This is a genomic window from Gemmobacter sp. (assembly GCF_046292685.1).
In the GTDB taxonomy this organism is placed as follows: Bacteria; Pseudomonadota; Alphaproteobacteria; order Rhodobacterales; family Rhodobacteraceae; genus Wagnerdoeblera.
In genome coordinates this window covers 5,330-20,276 of the sequence record NZ_JBKBQM010000053.1, presented here as the reverse complement: position 1 = coordinate 20,276, position 14,947 = coordinate 5,330, and the positions used below count along the sequence as shown (strand labels likewise).

Here is a 14,947-nt window from a genome sequence, read left to right as displayed (position 1 = left end):
CCGCCATTCCCCCGGGTCGACCCGACGTTTGACGCTCGGGGCCGACAAGGGGTTCGACGTGGCCGGGTTCGTCGCCGACCTGCGGCAGGCCTGTGTCACCCCGCATGTCGCGCAGAAATCGCGCCATTCAGCGATCGACGCCAGAACCACACGGCACGAGGGATACGCCCTGTCGATCAAGCACCGCAAACGGATCGAAGAGGCTTTCGGCTGGGCCAAGACCGTCGGCGGCATGGCCCAGACCGTCTATCGCGGCCTCGAGAAGGTGCGGTCCCGCTTCATCCTGACGATGGCCGCCAACAACCTCGCCCGACTGCCCCGGCTGCTGGCCGCATGACGACGAGGGGTGGCATCGGGCACCCATACCTCGCCTCGACCAGCACGACGCTCACCGCTGCCGCCCAAACAGAGGGAAAACTGTTCCGCCTCGTGGACTTCTTCAGCAGCCTGCTAGGTCCGGGTCCGTCGGCCCGGCATCCGACGTTTTCCCTGTGACGAAAACCTATATGAGCGGGCGCAATTTCATTGGCTCTGGCACGGCCCCTGCCCCAGGCTCTTTCAGGGGCAACGAGCGGTCCCACGCCAGGCGTGGCAGTGGCGTCTGCGGGGAAACATGCGGCACATCGCCTGCGTCGGCTTTGGCGAGGCAGCGCGCGCCATTGTGGCATCGTTGCGCCCCGTCGCGCAGCTTCGGATCACCGCTCACGATATCCTGATCCATGGCGATCAGGCGCAGGGCCTGCGGGCCGCCGCAGCCCGGCTTGACGTGACGCTGAAGGCTTCGGCTGTGGAGGCGATTTCGGGGGCAGAGGTCGTGTTTTCCGCCGTCACCGCCGGGTCGTCGGCAACGGCGCTGGAAACCGCCCATGGTGGCCGGGTGCACCCGCATGTGCTATGCGACATCAACGCGGTGACCGCTGTCTGCAAGGCTCGCAACGCCGCCCGTGTGCGCGCAGCCGGCGCCGCTTGTGTGGACATGGCGGTGATGGCGCCGGTTCACCCGGCTGGCCAAAGGGCGACGGTCCCGCTGGCGGGCGATGTGGCGGTCGTGCAACCTGCCTTGCAGGCGCTGGATTTCCGCTATGACCTCGCGGGGCCGAACCCGGGCGATGCCACCGTAGTCAAGATGGTGCGCAGCCTGTTCGTCAAGGGGCCGGAGGCGCTGACGGTGCAGACCCTGGCCGCGGCCGAGGCTTCGGACTGCGGCGAACGCATCCTGGCATCGCTCGACAAGTCCGATCCCGGGCTGAACCTGCCGGTCTTTGCCGCCGAGGGAATGTTCACCTTGAGGTCTTCTGACTGTTCGACAACGTGCCGAAGTCTGGCGCGGCCCAGTCGAGGCCGATCAGGCGCAACAGGCTCTCGACGAACCCGGTCGTTTGTCGAAGCGCCATCCCGAACAGCACCTTCATTGTCAGACAGGTCTGAATGGCGGCATCGCTGTAGTCGGGCTGCCGCCCGCGCTTGCCGGTTGGTGCGGCTTCGCAGTTCATGCCGGGATCGAAACACATCGCCAGCGAGCCGCGGCGCTTGAGCACGTCTTTGTAGGCGGGCCAGTTCGTGGTCTTGCAGACAGACGATGCCGCTCTATACGTGACGCACAGCTACCATGCTGGACTCACGAGATAAATCCCTCACGGGATTTGTGCAACGGAGCCCACCGGAATCCCGATGCGGATGATATCCTGCGCCAGTGCTGCCCCCGGCAGCGCCAGCGCGGCCACCGAGACCCGAAGCCTAGCGGCGCGCGCGCCGGGCAACGACTCGGGCGGTGCGACCGCATGTCCGGCGGTCTTTTTTGTCCGCGCACCGACAGGTGCCGCGGACTTGCGCAGCGCCGGCCAGCCGGCAGCGCATGCACGAACAGTTGGCACCAGCGCAGGCCCATCACCGTTGACCCTTGGCAGAGCGGCGTCTATGCCGGACAGGCACAGCAGCGGAGCATGCCTTGGCCGTATATCTTCACGCATCCGACCTGCCCGACGGGCTGAACCTTGGCCCGGTGGTGGCGATCGACACGGAAACCATGGGGCTCGACCCGCGCCGCGACCGGCTGTGCCTCGTGCAACTTTCGTCGGGCGATGGCCATGCGCATCTGGTTCAGATTGCCCGCGGCCAGACCCGCGCACCCAACCTGGAACGGCTGCTGACCGATCCGGGCGTGCTGAAACTGTTCCACTTCGGCCGCTTCGACATTGCGATGTTGCAACAGGCGTTCGGGGTCGTCACGGCCCCTGTCTGGTGCACCAAGATCGCGTCCAAGCTGGTGCGCACCTACACCGACCGGCACGGGTTGAAATACCTGCTCGCCGATCTGGTGGGCATAGACATTTCCAAGCAGCAGCAGACCTCGGACTGGGGGTCCGAGACGTTCTCGGACGCGCAAAAGGAATACGCCGCCTCGGACGTGCTGTATCTGCACCGGCTCAAGACCGAACTGGAGGCCCGGCTGATCCGCGAAGGCCGGCTGGAACTGGCGCAAAAACTGTTCGACTTTTTGCCGGTGCGCGCGCAGCTCGACCTGATGGGCTGGGGCGACGAGACCGACATCTACCGGCACTGACCGGATCGGGGGGACAGGCGGCATGGCCTTGGCGGACAATGCGCATTCTCGGCTTGTGGGGGCGCTGAAGGTGCTGCTGCCGCTGGCGGCGCTGGCGGTGCTGTCCACGCTGTTCCTGCTGTCGCGCACCCGAGACCCCGATGCTGCCCTGCCCTATGCCCAGGTCGATATCGAGGACATGCTGCGCGACCCGCGGCTGACCGCCCCCACCTACAGCGGGGTGACGCGCGAAGGCGACGAGGTGATCTTTACCGCGCGCACCGCCCACCCCGAAGGCTCGGGCAACACCGGCGCCCGGGCGGTGGAACCCGTGCTGCGGCTGATTTCGCCCGATGGTGCCGAAAGCCATGTGGTCGCGGCCGAAGCCCATGTCGACCCAGCGGCCCGCACGCTGGTGCTGCGCGGCGCGGTGCGGCTGGACACGCCCTCCGGCTACCGGCTGGAAAGCGAAGAACTGGTGGCCAACCTCGACCGCAGCCGGCTGGAAAGCCCGGGTGCCGTCAGCGCGCTGGGGCCGCAGGGGCGCATCGCTGCCGGCGGCTTCACGCTGACGCGCGGAGAGGCGCCGGGGCAGGAGGTTCTGGTTTTCAACGGCGGCGTCAAGCTGCTATACCAACCCTGAACCGACTGGCCGAAAGCGCATTCCATGCCCCGTGTTGCCCGCCCCTTGCTGACATTTGGCGCCCTTTTGCTGTCCGCCGGGCTGGCCGCGGCACAAGGCATGGCGGTCGGCTTCGGCGGGTTGCGGCAGGATCCGTCTGCCCCGGTCGAGGTGACGGCGGATAGCCTGACCGTGGATCAGGCCAGCGGCAAGGCAGTTTTCGAAGGCAACGTGCTGGTCGTGCAAGGGACGATGCGCCTGTCGGCGCCGCGGGTCGTGGTGGAATACGGCGATGCCGGCCAGGGCATCCGCCGGCTGAACGCCACCGGCGGCGTGACGCTGGCCACGGCGGCCGAAGCGGCGGAAAGCCGCGAGGCCACCTATGAGGTGGCTTCTGCCGCACTGGAAATGAACGGTGCGGTGCTGCTGACGCAAGGCCAGGCCACCATCGCCGGCGAAAGGCTGGTGGCCGACCTGCGCGCCGGCACCGGCCAGATGCAGGGGCGGGTGCGCACCGTGTTCCAGCCCGGCGGCAAGAGCGGCAACTGATGGTCGCCGATGCCCCGCCCGCGCCGGCCCGCCCGGACCTGACGGTCGCGCAAGGCGGCGCCGGGCTGCGCGTGACCGGGCTGCGCAAAAGCTACAAGCGCCGCCCTGTGCTGCGCGATGTGAACCTGCAACTCGGGCGCGGCGAGGTGGTGGCCCTGCTGGGGCCGAACGGGTCGGGCAAGACCACCTGCTTTTACGCCATCGCCGGGCTGATCGCGCCCGAAGGCGGCACGGTGATGCTGGACGGGCGCGATGTCACGGCCTTGCCGATGTATCGTCGGGCGCGGCTGGGGCTGGGCTATCTGCCGCAGGAGGTCAGCATCTTCCGCGGCCTCTCGGTCGAGGGCAACATCATGGCGGTGCTGGAAATCGCCGAACCCGACCGACACCACCGCCGCGAGCGGCTGGAGGAATTGCTGTCCGAATTTTCCATCACCCACTTGCGCCACGCGTCCGCGCTATCGCTGTCGGGGGGCGAACGGCGCAGGGTGGAAATTGCACGCTGCCTGGCTGCCAACCCGAAATACGTGCTGCTGGACGAACCCTTTGCCGGGGTCGACCCGATTTCGGTCAGCGATATCCGCCACCTCGTGCACGATCTGAAGGACCGGGGCATCGGCGTGCTGATCACCGACCACAATGTCCGCGAAACGCTGGAGATCGTGGACCGCGCCTATATCCTGCACGACGGCAAGGTGCTGATGTCGGGCACCGCGGACGAGGTCGTGCGCGACGAGAACGTCCGCCGCGTCTATCTGGGCCAGAGTTTCCGGGTTTCCTGATCGGCTTCGCGGCGCCGCGCGGCCTGAACTACAGGTGTGTTGACAAGACCTGTCATCGTGGCGCCAAATACCCGTGATGCGTGCGATACACACCAGCCCTGGCCGCCGTTCCGGACCCCGCCGCGCAGATGCGCGGAACGGCCCCCGGGCAGGCTGGCCCGCTTTCCCGAAGACCCGAGGACCGAGGCCCCCGCATCCGGCGGACCCGCCCGGCCTCACCCGCGCGAAGGAGAGACCATGCGGTATCAGATCAGCGGCAAGCAAATCGACATCGGCGAGGCCTTGCAAACCCACGTGAAGGCCGAACTCGGCGAGACGGTGGAAAAGTATGCCCAACGTCCGACCGAAGCCGTTGTCGTGTTTTCCCGCAATGGCCACGAAATGGTGTGCGAAGCCACGATCCACCTTTCGACCGGGTTGACCGCCACCGCCAAGGGTCACGCCGGCGAGATCTATGCCGCCTTCGAAAGCTGCCGCGAGCGCCTGGACAAGCAGATGCGCCGCCACAAGCGGCGGTTGCGCGACCACCATCACGACCGCCATTCACGCCCGGTTGAATTCGGCGAAGGTGCCGCGTATATCCTCGCCGCAACCGAAGAACCCGAGGAATCGGAAACGGCGGATCTGGCGCCTATCGTCATTGCGGAAATGGAAACCCGGGTGCCCGAGGTTTCCGTCGGCGAGGCGGTCTTGCAGATGGAACTGTCGGGTCAGAAAATGCTGGTGTTCCGCAACGAAGGCCATGGCGGGGTAAACGTGATCTATCGGCGAGACGACGGCAACATCGGCTGGATCGACCCGCGCAACAGCAAGTGACGGCGGTCGGGCGTGCCTTGAGGGGCGCGCCCCCTGCCCTGAACCGGATCAACATGGACATCGCGAAAATCCTGAAGCCCGAAGCGGTGCGCGTTCTGGGGCACATGACCAGCAAGAAGCGCCTGTTCCACGAACTCGGCGATGTGGCGGCGGCGGTCTATGGCCTCAACGCAGCAGTGGCCGTGGACGGCCTGCAAGAACGCGAAAGCCTGGGCCCGACCGGCGTGGGGAATGGCATCGCCTTGCCCCATGCGCGGCTCGAAGGCCTGGACCGCATCGTCGGCGTTTTCGTCCGGCTGGAGCGCGCGATGGACTTCGACAGCGTCGACCGCCAGCCGGTCGACCTGATCTTCACGCTGTTCGCCCCGAAGGACAGCGGAGTCGAGCACCTCAAGGCGCTGGCGCTGATCTCGCGCACGATGCGCGATGCCAGCGTGTGCCAGAAGCTGCGCGCGAATGCCCAGGCCGCAACCCTGCACGCCATCCTGACCGAGGCCCGGCCGCAAGCGGCGGCCTGACCGGCGCTACAGCCAGTCGCGCAGAATGGGAATGAGCGGGATATCCGCCGGCGGCATCGGATGATCGCGCAAGGCATCGGGCCGCACCCATTTCAGGGTCTGGCCTTCGCGCGGGCGCGGAATGCCTTGCCAGCGGCGGCAGGCGAACAGCGGCATCAGCAGGTGAAAGCTTTCGTAGCCGTGGCTGGCGAAGGTGAGCGGGGCAAGGCAGGAGGACCAGGTGTCGATTCCCAGTTCCTCATGCAACTCGCGGATCAAGGCGGCCTCGGGCGTCTCGCCCGGTTCGACCTTGCCGCCGGGAAACTCCCACAGACCCGCCATCGACTTGCCTTCTGGGCGCTGTGCCAGCAGCACACGGCCGTCGGCATCGATCAGGGCAACGGCAGCAACGAGCACGAGTTTCATGGCGCGGTCCTGGCTGTGCAGGCGGACCGGGGGCTTCGCGCCCCCGGACCCCCGCGGGATATTTGTGGACAGAAAATGCCTGCGAACCGTTATCAGGACCGATAGTCGGCGTTGATGTCGATGTAGCGGTGCGTGAGGTCGCAGGTCCAGACCGTGCGCGCGGCGGTGCCGAGGCCGAGGTCCACCCCGATGACGAGTTCTTGCCGCTTCATGTAGGCAGAGGTGTCTGCTTCGGAGTAGCTGGGCGCGCGCCAGCCGTTTTCGGCCACGGTGATGTCGCCGAAGCGGATCGAGAGGCGGTCGCGGTCGGCCCGGGCGCCGGATTTGCCGACGGCGGCGACGATGCGGCCCCAGTTCGCGTCTTCGCCGGCGATGGCGGTCTTGACCAGCGGCGAATTGGCGATGGACATTGCCACCTTGTGGGCATCGACGGCGTCGGCCGCGCCGGTGACGCGGATCTCCACGAATTTCGTGGCGCCTTCGCCATCTTTCACCACCTGATGCGCCAGGTCCATCATCACGCCGCGCAGCGCGGCCTCGAAGTCGCGGGCGACCTTGCCGCGCAGATCCTTGATCGGGGCGGCGGTGCTGCGCCCCGTGGCGGCAACGATCAGCGCGTCGGAGGTGGAGGTGTCGCTGTCGACGGTGATGCAGTTGAAAGTATCGTCCACCTGGCGGCTGACCAGCTTTTGCAGCAGCGCGGGCGCGATCGTGGCGTCGGTGAAGATGTAGACCAGCATGGTCGCCATGTCGGGGGCGATCATGCCCGACCCCTTGGCAATACCGGCGATGCGGATGGTGCCGCCTTCGCCTTGCACTTCGGCGCAGGCGCCTTTGGGGAAGGTATCGGTGGTCATGATGGCGCGGGCCGCCTCGGCAATGGCGTCGGGGCGCAAGGAGGCCACGAGGCCATCGAGGGCGGCGGCGATACGGTCGTGCGGCAGGGGTTCGCCGATCACGCCGGTGGAGGAGGTGAAGACCCGCGATGCGGGCAGGCCGAGCCGTTCGCCCACCGCGGCCGTCAGCGCATCGACGCTGGCCTGGCCTGCGGCGCCGGTGAAGGCATTGGCATTGCCCGAGTTCACGAGGATCGCGGCGCCTTCTTCACTGGCCTTGGCCGACAGCTTCGCCTGACAGTCGAGCACGCAGGCCGCGCGGGTGGAGGAGCGGGTGAAGGCGCCCGCGACCGCCGTGCCGGGCGCCAGCCGCACCAGCATCACGTCGGTGCGGCCCTTGTAGCGCACCCCCGCCGCCGCGGCGGCGAAGTCCACCCCGTCGATCACCGGCAGGTCGGGGAAGGCGGCCGGGGCCAGCGGCGAAACCGGGTTCGGGGCCTTGACGCGGGCCGCGACGGTTTCGGTGGCCGCCTGAACCGCCGGGGCCACGTTGGCGGCGGCCTGTTCGGCGGCGGCCGCCGCACGCTTTTTCAGCTTGGCAAGCTTCTTGCGCAGTTCCTTGACCTTGGCCTTCCAGTCCTTGTCGCCCATGATCGCCTCTCAGTTGCCGAACAGCGTGGGGGATTTGAGCAAGGCCGGATCGATCCCCGCGTCATTGCGGGTGACGGTGGCGCCCTCGGTGGCGGCCTTGATGCGGGCGTCGATGGTGGCCTGTTCGAGTTCCGAGATCAGTTCGCCGCGCACGTCCTCGAGCTTGGGCGCCTCGGCGATGCGGGTTTCGTTCAGCTTGACCAGGTGCCAGCCGAACTGGGTCTGGACGGGGCCGCCGATCTGGCCGGGTTGCAGCGCCATGACCGCATCCTCGAACGGCTTGACCATCTGCCCGGCCCCGAACCAGCCCAGGGCGCCGCCGCCGGGGGCGGCGCCGTCGGTCGAATGCTGCCGCGCGAGCTCGGCGAAATCGGCGCCGGCATCGAGCTTTTCGCGGATCGCCTTGGCCTCGTCCTCGGTGGCGACAAGAATATGCGCGGCATTGTATTCGGTGCCGGGTGCCGCATCCTTGAATCGGGCATCATAGGCGGCCTGCAGCGCCTCCTCGGTGATCGCGGATTTCACCGCATCCTGCAGCACGAGGCCTGCCAGATAGGCGCGCCGGTCGTTTTCCAGGGCCAGTTCGTCGCGCCGGGTCACGAGGCCCTCGGCGGCCTGCGACAGGGCGGTCTGCTGGATGACCTGGTCGAGAATGCCGCGGAACAGCACGTCATCGGGCAATTGCTGATACTGTTCGGGCAGCTGGCTGCGCAGCACGGCAAGGTGGCCCAGCGTGATCTCGGTACCGTTGACGGTGGCCACCACCGTGGCGGCATCCTGCGCCATCGCGGGCATCGCCCAGACCGCCCCGCACAGCACCAGCGCCAGCGCGCCCGATCGTCTTGCCATATCCCGTCTCCCGCAAGCCGCGCAGCGTGGCGGCGTTGACACCTTGCAGGTGGCCCCTTACATCGCGAGGGTCGCAAGGCGGGGCCGCCTGCACCTGAGCGTGTTCTAGGCAAGCCGGGGAACAGGGGCAAGCCCGACCGCGCAGATGATGGCATCACGAACGGCGGCGCCGTTCATGCAGGGACGTTGGAACATGCTGGGCTTCGGAACACTGGCGCGCAAGATCTTTGGCACGCCGAACGACCGCAAGGTCAAGTCGGTTCGCCCGCTGATTGCACGGATCAACGCCTTGGAACCGGAATTCCAGGCCCTGTCGGACGAAGGGCTGAAGGAACGCACCGCTGCGCTCAAGGCGCGGGTGGCCGCAGGCGAGTCGCTGGACGATGTGCTGCCCGAAGCCTTTGCGAACTGCCGCGAGGCGGCGCGGCGTGCGCTCGGGTTGCGCGCCTTCGATGTGCAGCTGAAGGGCGGCATCTTCCTGCATCAGGGCAATATCGCCGAGATGAAGACCGGCGAGGGCAAGACCCTGGTCGCAACCTTTCCGGCCTATCTCAACGCCTTGACGGGCAAGGGCGTGCATGTGGTGACGGTCAACGACTATCTGGCCAAGCGCGATGCCGCCTGGATGGGCAAGGTCTATGCCGCGTTGGGAATGACCTGCGGCGTGGTCTACCCCTGGCAGCCCGACGAGGAAAAGCGCGCGGCCTATGCCTGCGACATCACCTATGCCACCAACAACGAGCTGGGCTTTGACTATCTGCGCGACAACATGAAGGCGCGGCTGGAGGATATGGCCCAGCGGGGCCACTACTTTGCCATTGTGGACGAGGTGGACAGCATCCTGATCGACGAGGCGCGCACGCCGCTGATCATCTCGGGGCCCAGCCAGGACCGCAGCGAACTTTATGTCGCCGTGGACCGGCTGATGGCGGGCATCCTGCCGGAACACTACAAGCTTGACGAAAAGCAGCGCCAGGTGACCTTCACCGAGGAAGGCAACGAGTTCATCGAGCAGGCGCTGCATCAGGCCGGCATCCTGCCCGAAGGCCAGTCGCTTTATGACCCCGAATCCACCACCATCGTTCACCACGCGACCCAGGCCCTGCGCGCGCACAAGCTGTTCCACCGCGATCAGCAGTATATCGTGCGCGACGGCGAGGTGATGCTGATCGACGAATTCACCGGGCGGATGATGCGCGGGCGCCGGCTTTCCGAAGGGCTGCACCAGGCGATCGAGGCCAAGGAAGGCGTCCAGATCCAGCCGGAAAACGTGACGCTGGCTTCGGTAACCTTCCAGAATTATTTCCGTCTTTACGAGAAGCTTGCCGGCATGACCGGCACCGCCGCCACCGAGGCCGAGGAATTCGCCGAAATCTACAGGCTAGGTGTGGTCGAGGTGCCGACGAACCGCCCCGTTGCCCGCAAGGACGAACACGATGCCGTGTATCGCACCGCGCGCGAGAAATACGAGGCCATCGTCAAGGAAATCAAGGCCGCGCACGCCAAGGGGCAGCCAATCCTTGTCGGAACGACCAGCATCGAGAAATCGGAAATGCTGTCGGGCCTTCTGACTGCCGCCGGCGTGCCGCACAACGTGCTGAACGCGCGCCAGCACGAGCAGGAAGCCAAGATTGTCGCCGATGCCGGCAAGCTGGGGGCCGTGACCATCGCCACCAACATGGCCGGGCGGGGCACCGACATCAAGCTGGGCGGCAACGTGGAATTCAAGGTGATGGAGGCCATCGCCGCCAACCCCGACCGCCACCCCGACGAAATCCGCGCCGAGGTCGAGGCCGCCCATGCTGCCGACGAGGCCGCGGTGAAGGCGGCCGGCGGGTTGTTCGTTCTGGCCACCGAACGCCACGAAAGCCGCCGGATCGACAACCAGTTGCGCGGCCGCTCGGGCCGGCAGGGCGACCCGGGGCGGTCAGCCTTCTACCTCAGCCTCGAGGACGACCTGATGCGCATCTTCGGGTCGGAACGGCTGGACAAGATGTTGTCCACCCTGGGCATGAAGGAAGGCGAGGCGATCATCCACCCTTGGGTGAACAAGAGCCTGGAAAAGGCGCAAGCCAAGGTCGAGGCGCGCAACTTCGACATCCGCAAGCAGCTGCTGAAGTTCGACGACGTGATGAACGACCAGCGCAAGGCGATCTTCGGCCAGCGGCTGGACATCATGCGGGCCGACGACCTTTCGGAAACCGTGCAGGACATGCGCCATCAGGTGATCGACGACCTGGTCGACCAGTTCCTGCCGCCGAAAACCTATGCCGACCAGTGGAACACCGAAGGGCTGATCGCCGCCTTGCGCGAGCGTCTGTCGCTCGAGCTGCCGATTGCCGACTGGGCCGCCGAGGAAGGCGTGGATCAGGACAGCATCCGCGAACGGATCTTCGAAGCGTCGGACCGGATGATGGCCGAAAAGACCGCAGCCTTCGGTGCCGCCACCATGCGCGACATCGAAAAGCAGATCCTGCTGCAGGCCATCGACGCGAAATGGCGCGAGCACCTGTTGCGGCTGGAGCAGCTGCGTTCGGTCGTGGGCTTCCGCGGCTATGCCCAGCGCGACCCGCTGAACGAATACAAGACCGAAAGCTTTGCACTGTTCGAATCGATGCTGAACGGTCTGCGGCTGGACGTGACACAGCAGCTGTCGCGCATCCGCCCGCTGAGCGAGGAAGAGCGCGCAGAAATGATGCGTCAGATGATCGCACAGCAACAGATGCTGGCCGGCGCCCAGGCCGCCGCCGCGGCCGCCTCTGCTGCGCCGGCCGCGGCGGCGGGCTTCAATGCCGAGGATCCCTCCACCTGGGGCAACCCCGGCCGCAACGACCCCTGCCCTTGCGGGTCGGGCGAAAAGTTCAAGCATTGCCACGGCAAGCTGGCCTGACGACCGATTGTTTCCATAACCGCGCCATGCTGCCGCCGCTTTCCGGCGGCAGCATGCCTTTCAGCCACAGGCACAAGGGGCAAGGCAGATGGACAGGAAACGAATCCTTCGGGTCAGCGCGATACTGGCGGTGGCAGCCGGCACCGGCTTTGTCATGCAATCGCAACAGGCGGCACCGCCGGCGCAAAGGGTGGCCAGCGCGGTTGCCCTGCCTGCCTTGTCGGCCGGCACCCTCGCCGAAACCACCCCTGTCTCGCTCCCTGCCGCGCCGGCCGAACCCGTCCCGGTCGTTCAGGTTGCGGCCCCCGCCACCGACCCCGTGCCGCCCCCGGCAGAACCGCCGGTCGAGCGCGCCGCGCCCGAAAGCTGCGATGCCGACATGGCGCTGATCGCCCGGCCGGGCGCCATGCTCGACGTCGGGCTGCTGGCCCCCTGCCGCCCGGACCAACGCGTGCTGATCCGGCACGGCGGGCTTGTCGTCACGGCCCGCACCTCGGCGGCCGGCACGCTGGTGGCCAGCATCCCGGCCTTGCACAGCCCGGCCGAACTGTCGATCGCCTTTGCCGATGGCACCCGCACAAGCCAGACGGTCGAGGTGCCTGACCTGGCGCAATTCGACCGCTTCGCCGTGCAGTGGATGGCAGACGATGCCTTCCAGCTGCACGCCTACGACAGCCGCATCGCAGGCGACGCCGGGCATGTGTCGGCAGCGGCCCCCGGGGTTGCGTCCGAACAAGGGGGCTTCCTGACCCGGGTCGGAGACCCGGCGGCCGACCGGCCGTTGCTGGCCGAGGTGTTCACCTGGCCTGCGGGCGAACACGCGCCGGCCGGGCGTGTCAGGCTCGAGGTCGAGGCCTCCGTGACCGAAGCCACCTGCGGCCGAGAAATCCTGGGCGAGACGCTGCAACTGACCGGCGGCCGGCTGCAAGTGCGCGACCTGACCATCGCCATGCCGGATTGTTCGGCGATCGGCGAATACGTGGTGTTGCAAAATCCGGTCGCGCCAGAGACACTCGCCGCGAACTGAAACCCGACCGGACCCGACATGACCTGCCTGTTGCGCGCAGCGGCCCTGACCGCTGCGCTTTTCACCTTTTCGCCCGGGCCGGCCGCGGCGCAGGACGCCACACTGACCGCACGCGGCGGCGGTCTTTCGGTTTCGGGCCGGCTGGTGGCCTATGACGGCGTGGTCTACCGCATCGATACAGCCTGGGGGCGGCTCACGGTGGACGCGGAGTCGGTCGACTGTGCCGGCCCCGGCTGCCCCGACCTGTTGCGCTTTGCCCCGGAATGGCGCGTCGCGGTGGAACCCTGGCTGGCCGACCGGCTGCTGCTGACGCTGGCACAAGGCTTTGCCCGGGCCGAAGGGCTGAGCCTGACCACCCCCGATCCCGAAACGCTGGAGTTTGCCGCCGAAGGGCGCACCATTCTGCGCATGCGCATTCTGCCGCTGTCGGGGGCGCCAGAGCCACCGCTGGCCGCAGGCGGCGCCGACGCCGCGCTTGCCGTTCCGGCACCAGGACGCAGCGCCGGTGCCCTGTTCGCCCGCCTGCCGCTGACGCTGGCCAGCGCGCCCGAAGCCCCGACCGGCACCCTGACGGTCGAGGCAGTGCTGGCGGCACGGCGCGATGCGGCCCCGACCTGGGCGGCAACCGGCGCCGCCACCACGCCGCTGGTCTGGCACAGCCTGCCGCCGGGGTCCACGCTCGACCGGGCCGGCACGGCTGCGCTTGGCGCCGCGCGGGGCCCGGTCCTGACCGCGCCCGATCCCCTGCGTCTGGCTGAAACGCTGCGCCGCGACCCCTGGGGGCTGGCGTTGCTGCCCACCCCGCTGCCGGCGGGCCTGGTCGAACGCAATCTTGCGACATCCTGCGGTCTTGCCGCCGATCTGTCCGAATTCGCCGCCGCCACGGGCGAACACCCGCTGACCTTGCCGGTGCACTGGATGCCGAGTTCCGCCCGCCCCCCTGCCCTTGTCCGCGATTTTGCCGAATGGGCCACCGGCCCCTCAGCCCGCCGCATCCTGGCCGAGGCCGGGCTGCCGACGCCCGCGCTCGAACGCCTCCGGCCTTGGGCCGACCAGGGCCGGCGCCTGGCAAATGCCGTGCTTGCCGCCTCGAACCCCGCGGCACAGGCCAATCTGCGCGAGGGGGTGCGCGCGCTGTCCGAGGCAGAACAGGCGGCCATCACCTTTCGCCTCGATCCGCGCACCCGCAGCCTCGATGCCGCGTCGCGCGCCGCACTCGAACAGCTTGCCGCACATCTGGCCACCGGCGCAACCGCCGGCAAGGAGCTGCTGCTGGTCGGTTTCGCCCACGCCCGACAATCCGACGGCGAGGCACTGGCCGAAGCCGCGGCGGTTCGTTCTGCGCTGCTGGCCGCGGCGCCCGATCTGCCGCCCGAGGCCCGGGTCACCGCCCTCTCGCTTGGTCGCAGCTTTCCCGTGGCCTGCGACGATACCGCCGAGGGCCGGCGGTTGAACCGGCGGGTCGAGGTGTGGCTTCGGCCGCTCCGCTAGGGCGCGCCCCATCGGTGGCTTCTCACAGGTAACCTTGCGCACGAAAGCTGGTCTCGCGCGAGCGGCCGACGATGATGTGGTCGTGCAGCGTCAGCCCCAGCGCCTCGCAAGCCTCGCGGATGCGCAGGGTCATGCCGATGTCGGCTTCGGATGGCGTCGGGTCGCCCGACGGATGGTTATGCACCAGGATCAAGGCGCTGGCATCCAGCTCCAGCGCGCGCTTCACCACCTCGCGCGGGTAAACCGGCACATGATCCACCGTCCCGCGCGCCTGTTCCTCGTCGGCGATCAGCACGTTCTTGCGGTCGAGATACAGCACGCGGAACTGCTCGGTGCTGCGATGCGCCATCGTGGTGTGGCAATAGTCCAGCAAGGCATTCCATCCTGACAGCACATGGCGGTTCAGCACCCTGGCCCGCGCCAAGCGGGTCGCGGCAGCCTCCACCACCTTCAGTTCGCAGATGACGGCCTCGCCGACACCTTCCACGGTTTCCAGCCGGGCCGGCGGCGCCGAAATCACACCGTTGAAATCATGGAACACCTTGAGCAATCGGTGTGCCAGCGGCTTGACGTCCTGCCGCGGAATGGCGCGGAACAGCACCAGTTCCAGCAGTTCGTAATCCGGCAAAGGCCCCGCGCCACCCGCCATGAACCGCGCCCGCAGCCGTGCCCTGTGATCCTTGATGTAACTGGGCAGCCGGGCACCAGGGGCTAGGGGCACGCCCTCGGCCTCTGCCGCGTCGCCAGCGGGTTCGAAGAGTGGCAGGGGGGATTCGGCGAATTGACGGGTCATGTCCGGCAGTTTCCCGGAAATCGGTAAACAGCCGGTTAATCGCAACCGCCGGGGGCGTGCGTCCGTCGGGTGGGTCGAGGGAGGGCGCGTCGCCCTCCCTCGCGGGGGGTGGGGGGGGGGGGGGCCCCCCCCCCCCCCCGCGCGGGGGGGGGGGGGGCCCGGGCTTTAAGGGGGAG

The 14,947-nt window shown here is 67.8% G+C and carries 14 protein-coding genes and 1 pseudogene; 10 read left to right on the top strand and 5 right to left on the bottom strand.

The window, feature by feature from the left end; genetic code table 11:
- On the top strand, positions 1 to 337 hold a 337-nt coding region (locus ACK4S2_RS13125; RefSeq protein ID WP_409625133.1), incomplete at its 5' end, for a transposase.
- A gap of 952 nt (positions 338 to 1,289) precedes the next feature.
- Here the strand turns inward: ACK4S2_RS13125 and ACK4S2_RS13120 are convergent.
- Positions 1,290 to 1,604, bottom strand: a pseudogene (locus ACK4S2_RS13120) (transposase); the annotation flags it as partial.
- Between the two features lie 344 nt (positions 1,605 to 1,948).
- On the opposite strand from ACK4S2_RS13120, the gene ACK4S2_RS13115 reads away from it, so the two are divergent.
- The 6 genes from ACK4S2_RS13115 (at position 1,949) to ACK4S2_RS13090 (ending at position 5,829) form a co-directional block, all read left to right on the top strand.
- Positions 1,949 to 2,563 carry a ribonuclease D gene (locus tag ACK4S2_RS13115; protein WP_409625130.1) on the top strand — a complete coding sequence of 205 codons (615 nt, stop codon included), beginning with the start codon at positions 1,949 to 1,951 and terminating at the stop codon, positions 2,561 to 2,563.
- 22 nt (positions 2,564 to 2,585) lie between these two features.
- Positions 2,586 to 3,185, top strand: a complete 600-nt coding sequence (lptC, locus tag ACK4S2_RS13110; RefSeq protein WP_409625127.1) for an LPS export ABC transporter periplasmic protein LptC — start codon at positions 2,586 to 2,588, stop codon at positions 3,183 to 3,185.
- A gap of 24 nt (positions 3,186 to 3,209) precedes the next feature.
- The gene (gene lptA, locus ACK4S2_RS13105; protein ID WP_409625124.1) at positions 3,210 to 3,713 is read left to right on the top strand and encodes a lipopolysaccharide transport periplasmic protein LptA; all 504 of its coding nucleotides are present in this window, start codon (positions 3,210 to 3,212) and stop codon (positions 3,711 to 3,713) included.
- Positions 3,713 to 4,495 carry an LPS export ABC transporter ATP-binding protein gene (gene lptB / locus ACK4S2_RS13100; RefSeq protein ID WP_409625122.1) on the top strand — a complete coding sequence of 261 codons (783 nt, stop codon included), beginning with the start codon at positions 3,713 to 3,715 and terminating at the stop codon, positions 4,493 to 4,495. The genes lptA and lptB overlap by 1 nt, the downstream gene beginning before the upstream one ends.
- Before the next feature lie 237 nt (positions 4,496 to 4,732).
- Positions 4,733 to 5,311, top strand: coding sequence for a ribosome hibernation-promoting factor, HPF/YfiA family (hpf, locus tag ACK4S2_RS13095; RefSeq protein WP_409625119.1), 579 nt, complete (start codon positions 4,733 to 4,735; stop codon positions 5,309 to 5,311).
- Positions 5,312 to 5,364: 53 nt separating this feature from the next.
- Positions 5,365 to 5,829, top strand: a complete 465-nt coding sequence (locus ACK4S2_RS13090; protein ID WP_409625116.1) for a PTS sugar transporter subunit IIA — start codon at positions 5,365 to 5,367, stop codon at positions 5,827 to 5,829.
- A 6-nt stretch (positions 5,830 to 5,835) separates the two neighbouring features.
- Here ACK4S2_RS13090 and ACK4S2_RS13085 read toward each other — a convergent pair whose 3' ends face one another.
- The 3 genes from ACK4S2_RS13085 to ACK4S2_RS13075 form a co-directional block, all read right to left on the bottom strand.
- Positions 5,836 to 6,234: a (deoxy)nucleoside triphosphate pyrophosphohydrolase gene (locus ACK4S2_RS13085; protein WP_409625113.1), complete on the bottom strand. Its 399-nt coding sequence runs from the start codon at positions 6,232 to 6,234 to the stop codon at positions 5,836 to 5,838.
- Positions 6,235 to 6,326: 92 nt separating this feature from the next.
- Positions 6,327 to 7,721, bottom strand: coding sequence for a bifunctional glutamate N-acetyltransferase/amino-acid acetyltransferase ArgJ (gene argJ / locus ACK4S2_RS13080; protein WP_409625110.1), 1,395 nt, complete (start codon positions 7,719 to 7,721; stop codon positions 6,327 to 6,329).
- Between the two features lie 9 nt (positions 7,722 to 7,730).
- A complete protein-coding gene (locus ACK4S2_RS13075; protein WP_409625107.1) occupies positions 7,731 to 8,570 on the bottom strand; it encodes a peptidylprolyl isomerase in 840 nt (279 codons plus the stop codon).
- A gap of 193 nt (positions 8,571 to 8,763) precedes the next feature.
- On the opposite strand from ACK4S2_RS13075, the gene secA reads away from it, so the two are divergent.
- The 3 genes from secA to ACK4S2_RS13060 all read left to right on the top strand — a co-directional run bounded on the left by secA (position 8,764) and on the right by ACK4S2_RS13060 (position 13,978).
- Positions 8,764 to 11,460: a preprotein translocase subunit SecA gene (secA, locus tag ACK4S2_RS13070; protein ID WP_409625136.1), complete on the top strand. Its 2,697-nt coding sequence runs from the start codon at positions 8,764 to 8,766 to the stop codon at positions 11,458 to 11,460.
- An 88-nt stretch (positions 11,461 to 11,548) separates the two neighbouring features.
- On the top strand, positions 11,549 to 12,487 hold the full coding sequence (locus ACK4S2_RS13065; RefSeq protein ID WP_409625104.1) for a hypothetical protein: 939 nt from the start codon (positions 11,549 to 11,551) through the stop codon (positions 12,485 to 12,487).
- Between the two features lie 18 nt (positions 12,488 to 12,505).
- On the top strand, positions 12,506 to 13,978 hold the full coding sequence (locus ACK4S2_RS13060; RefSeq protein ID WP_409625101.1) for a hypothetical protein: 1,473 nt from the start codon (positions 12,506 to 12,508) through the stop codon (positions 13,976 to 13,978).
- A 22-nt stretch (positions 13,979 to 14,000) separates the two neighbouring features.
- Here ACK4S2_RS13060 and radC read toward each other — a convergent pair whose 3' ends face one another.
- Positions 14,001 to 14,771 (bottom strand): RadC family protein, encoded by a 771-nt coding sequence (gene radC, locus ACK4S2_RS13055; protein WP_409625099.1) that lies wholly within the window; start codon positions 14,769 to 14,771, stop codon positions 14,001 to 14,003.
- Positions 14,772 to 14,947: the final 176 nt, after the last annotated feature.

What these genes read in the sequence shown, in the direction of transcription:
- lptC (WP_409625127.1), top strand. Translation starts at nt 2,586, where the DNA reads ATGGCCTTGGCGGACAATGCGCATTCTCGGCTTGTGGGGGCGCTGAAG.
- lptA (WP_409625124.1), top strand. Translation starts at nt 3,210, where the DNA reads ATGCCCCGTGTTGCCCGCCCCTTGCTGACATTTGGCGCCCTTTTGCTG.
- lptB (WP_409625122.1), top strand. Translation starts at nt 3,713, where the DNA reads ATGGTCGCCGATGCCCCGCCCGCGCCGGCCCGCCCGGACCTGACGGTC.
- hpf (WP_409625119.1), top strand. Translation starts at nt 4,733, where the DNA reads ATGCGGTATCAGATCAGCGGCAAGCAAATCGACATCGGCGAGGCCTTG.
- ACK4S2_RS13090 (WP_409625116.1), top strand. Translation starts at nt 5,365, where the DNA reads ATGGACATCGCGAAAATCCTGAAGCCCGAAGCGGTGCGCGTTCTGGGG.
- ACK4S2_RS13085 (WP_409625113.1), bottom strand. Translation starts at nt 6,234, where the DNA reads ATGAAACTCGTGCTCGTTGCTGCCGTTGCCCTGATCGATGCCGACGGC.
- argJ (WP_409625110.1), bottom strand. Translation starts at nt 7,721, where the DNA reads ATGGGCGACAAGGACTGGAAGGCCAAGGTCAAGGAACTGCGCAAGAAG.
- ACK4S2_RS13075 (WP_409625107.1), bottom strand. Translation starts at nt 8,570, where the DNA reads ATGGCAAGACGATCGGGCGCGCTGGCGCTGGTGCTGTGCGGGGCGGTC.
- secA (WP_409625136.1), top strand. Translation starts at nt 8,764, where the DNA reads ATGCTGGGCTTCGGAACACTGGCGCGCAAGATCTTTGGCACGCCGAAC.
- ACK4S2_RS13065 (WP_409625104.1), top strand. Translation starts at nt 11,549, where the DNA reads ATGGACAGGAAACGAATCCTTCGGGTCAGCGCGATACTGGCGGTGGCA.
- ACK4S2_RS13060 (WP_409625101.1), top strand. Translation starts at nt 12,506, where the DNA reads ATGACCTGCCTGTTGCGCGCAGCGGCCCTGACCGCTGCGCTTTTCACC.
- radC (WP_409625099.1), bottom strand. Translation starts at nt 14,771, where the DNA reads ATGACCCGTCAATTCGCCGAATCCCCCCTGCCACTCTTCGAACCCGCT.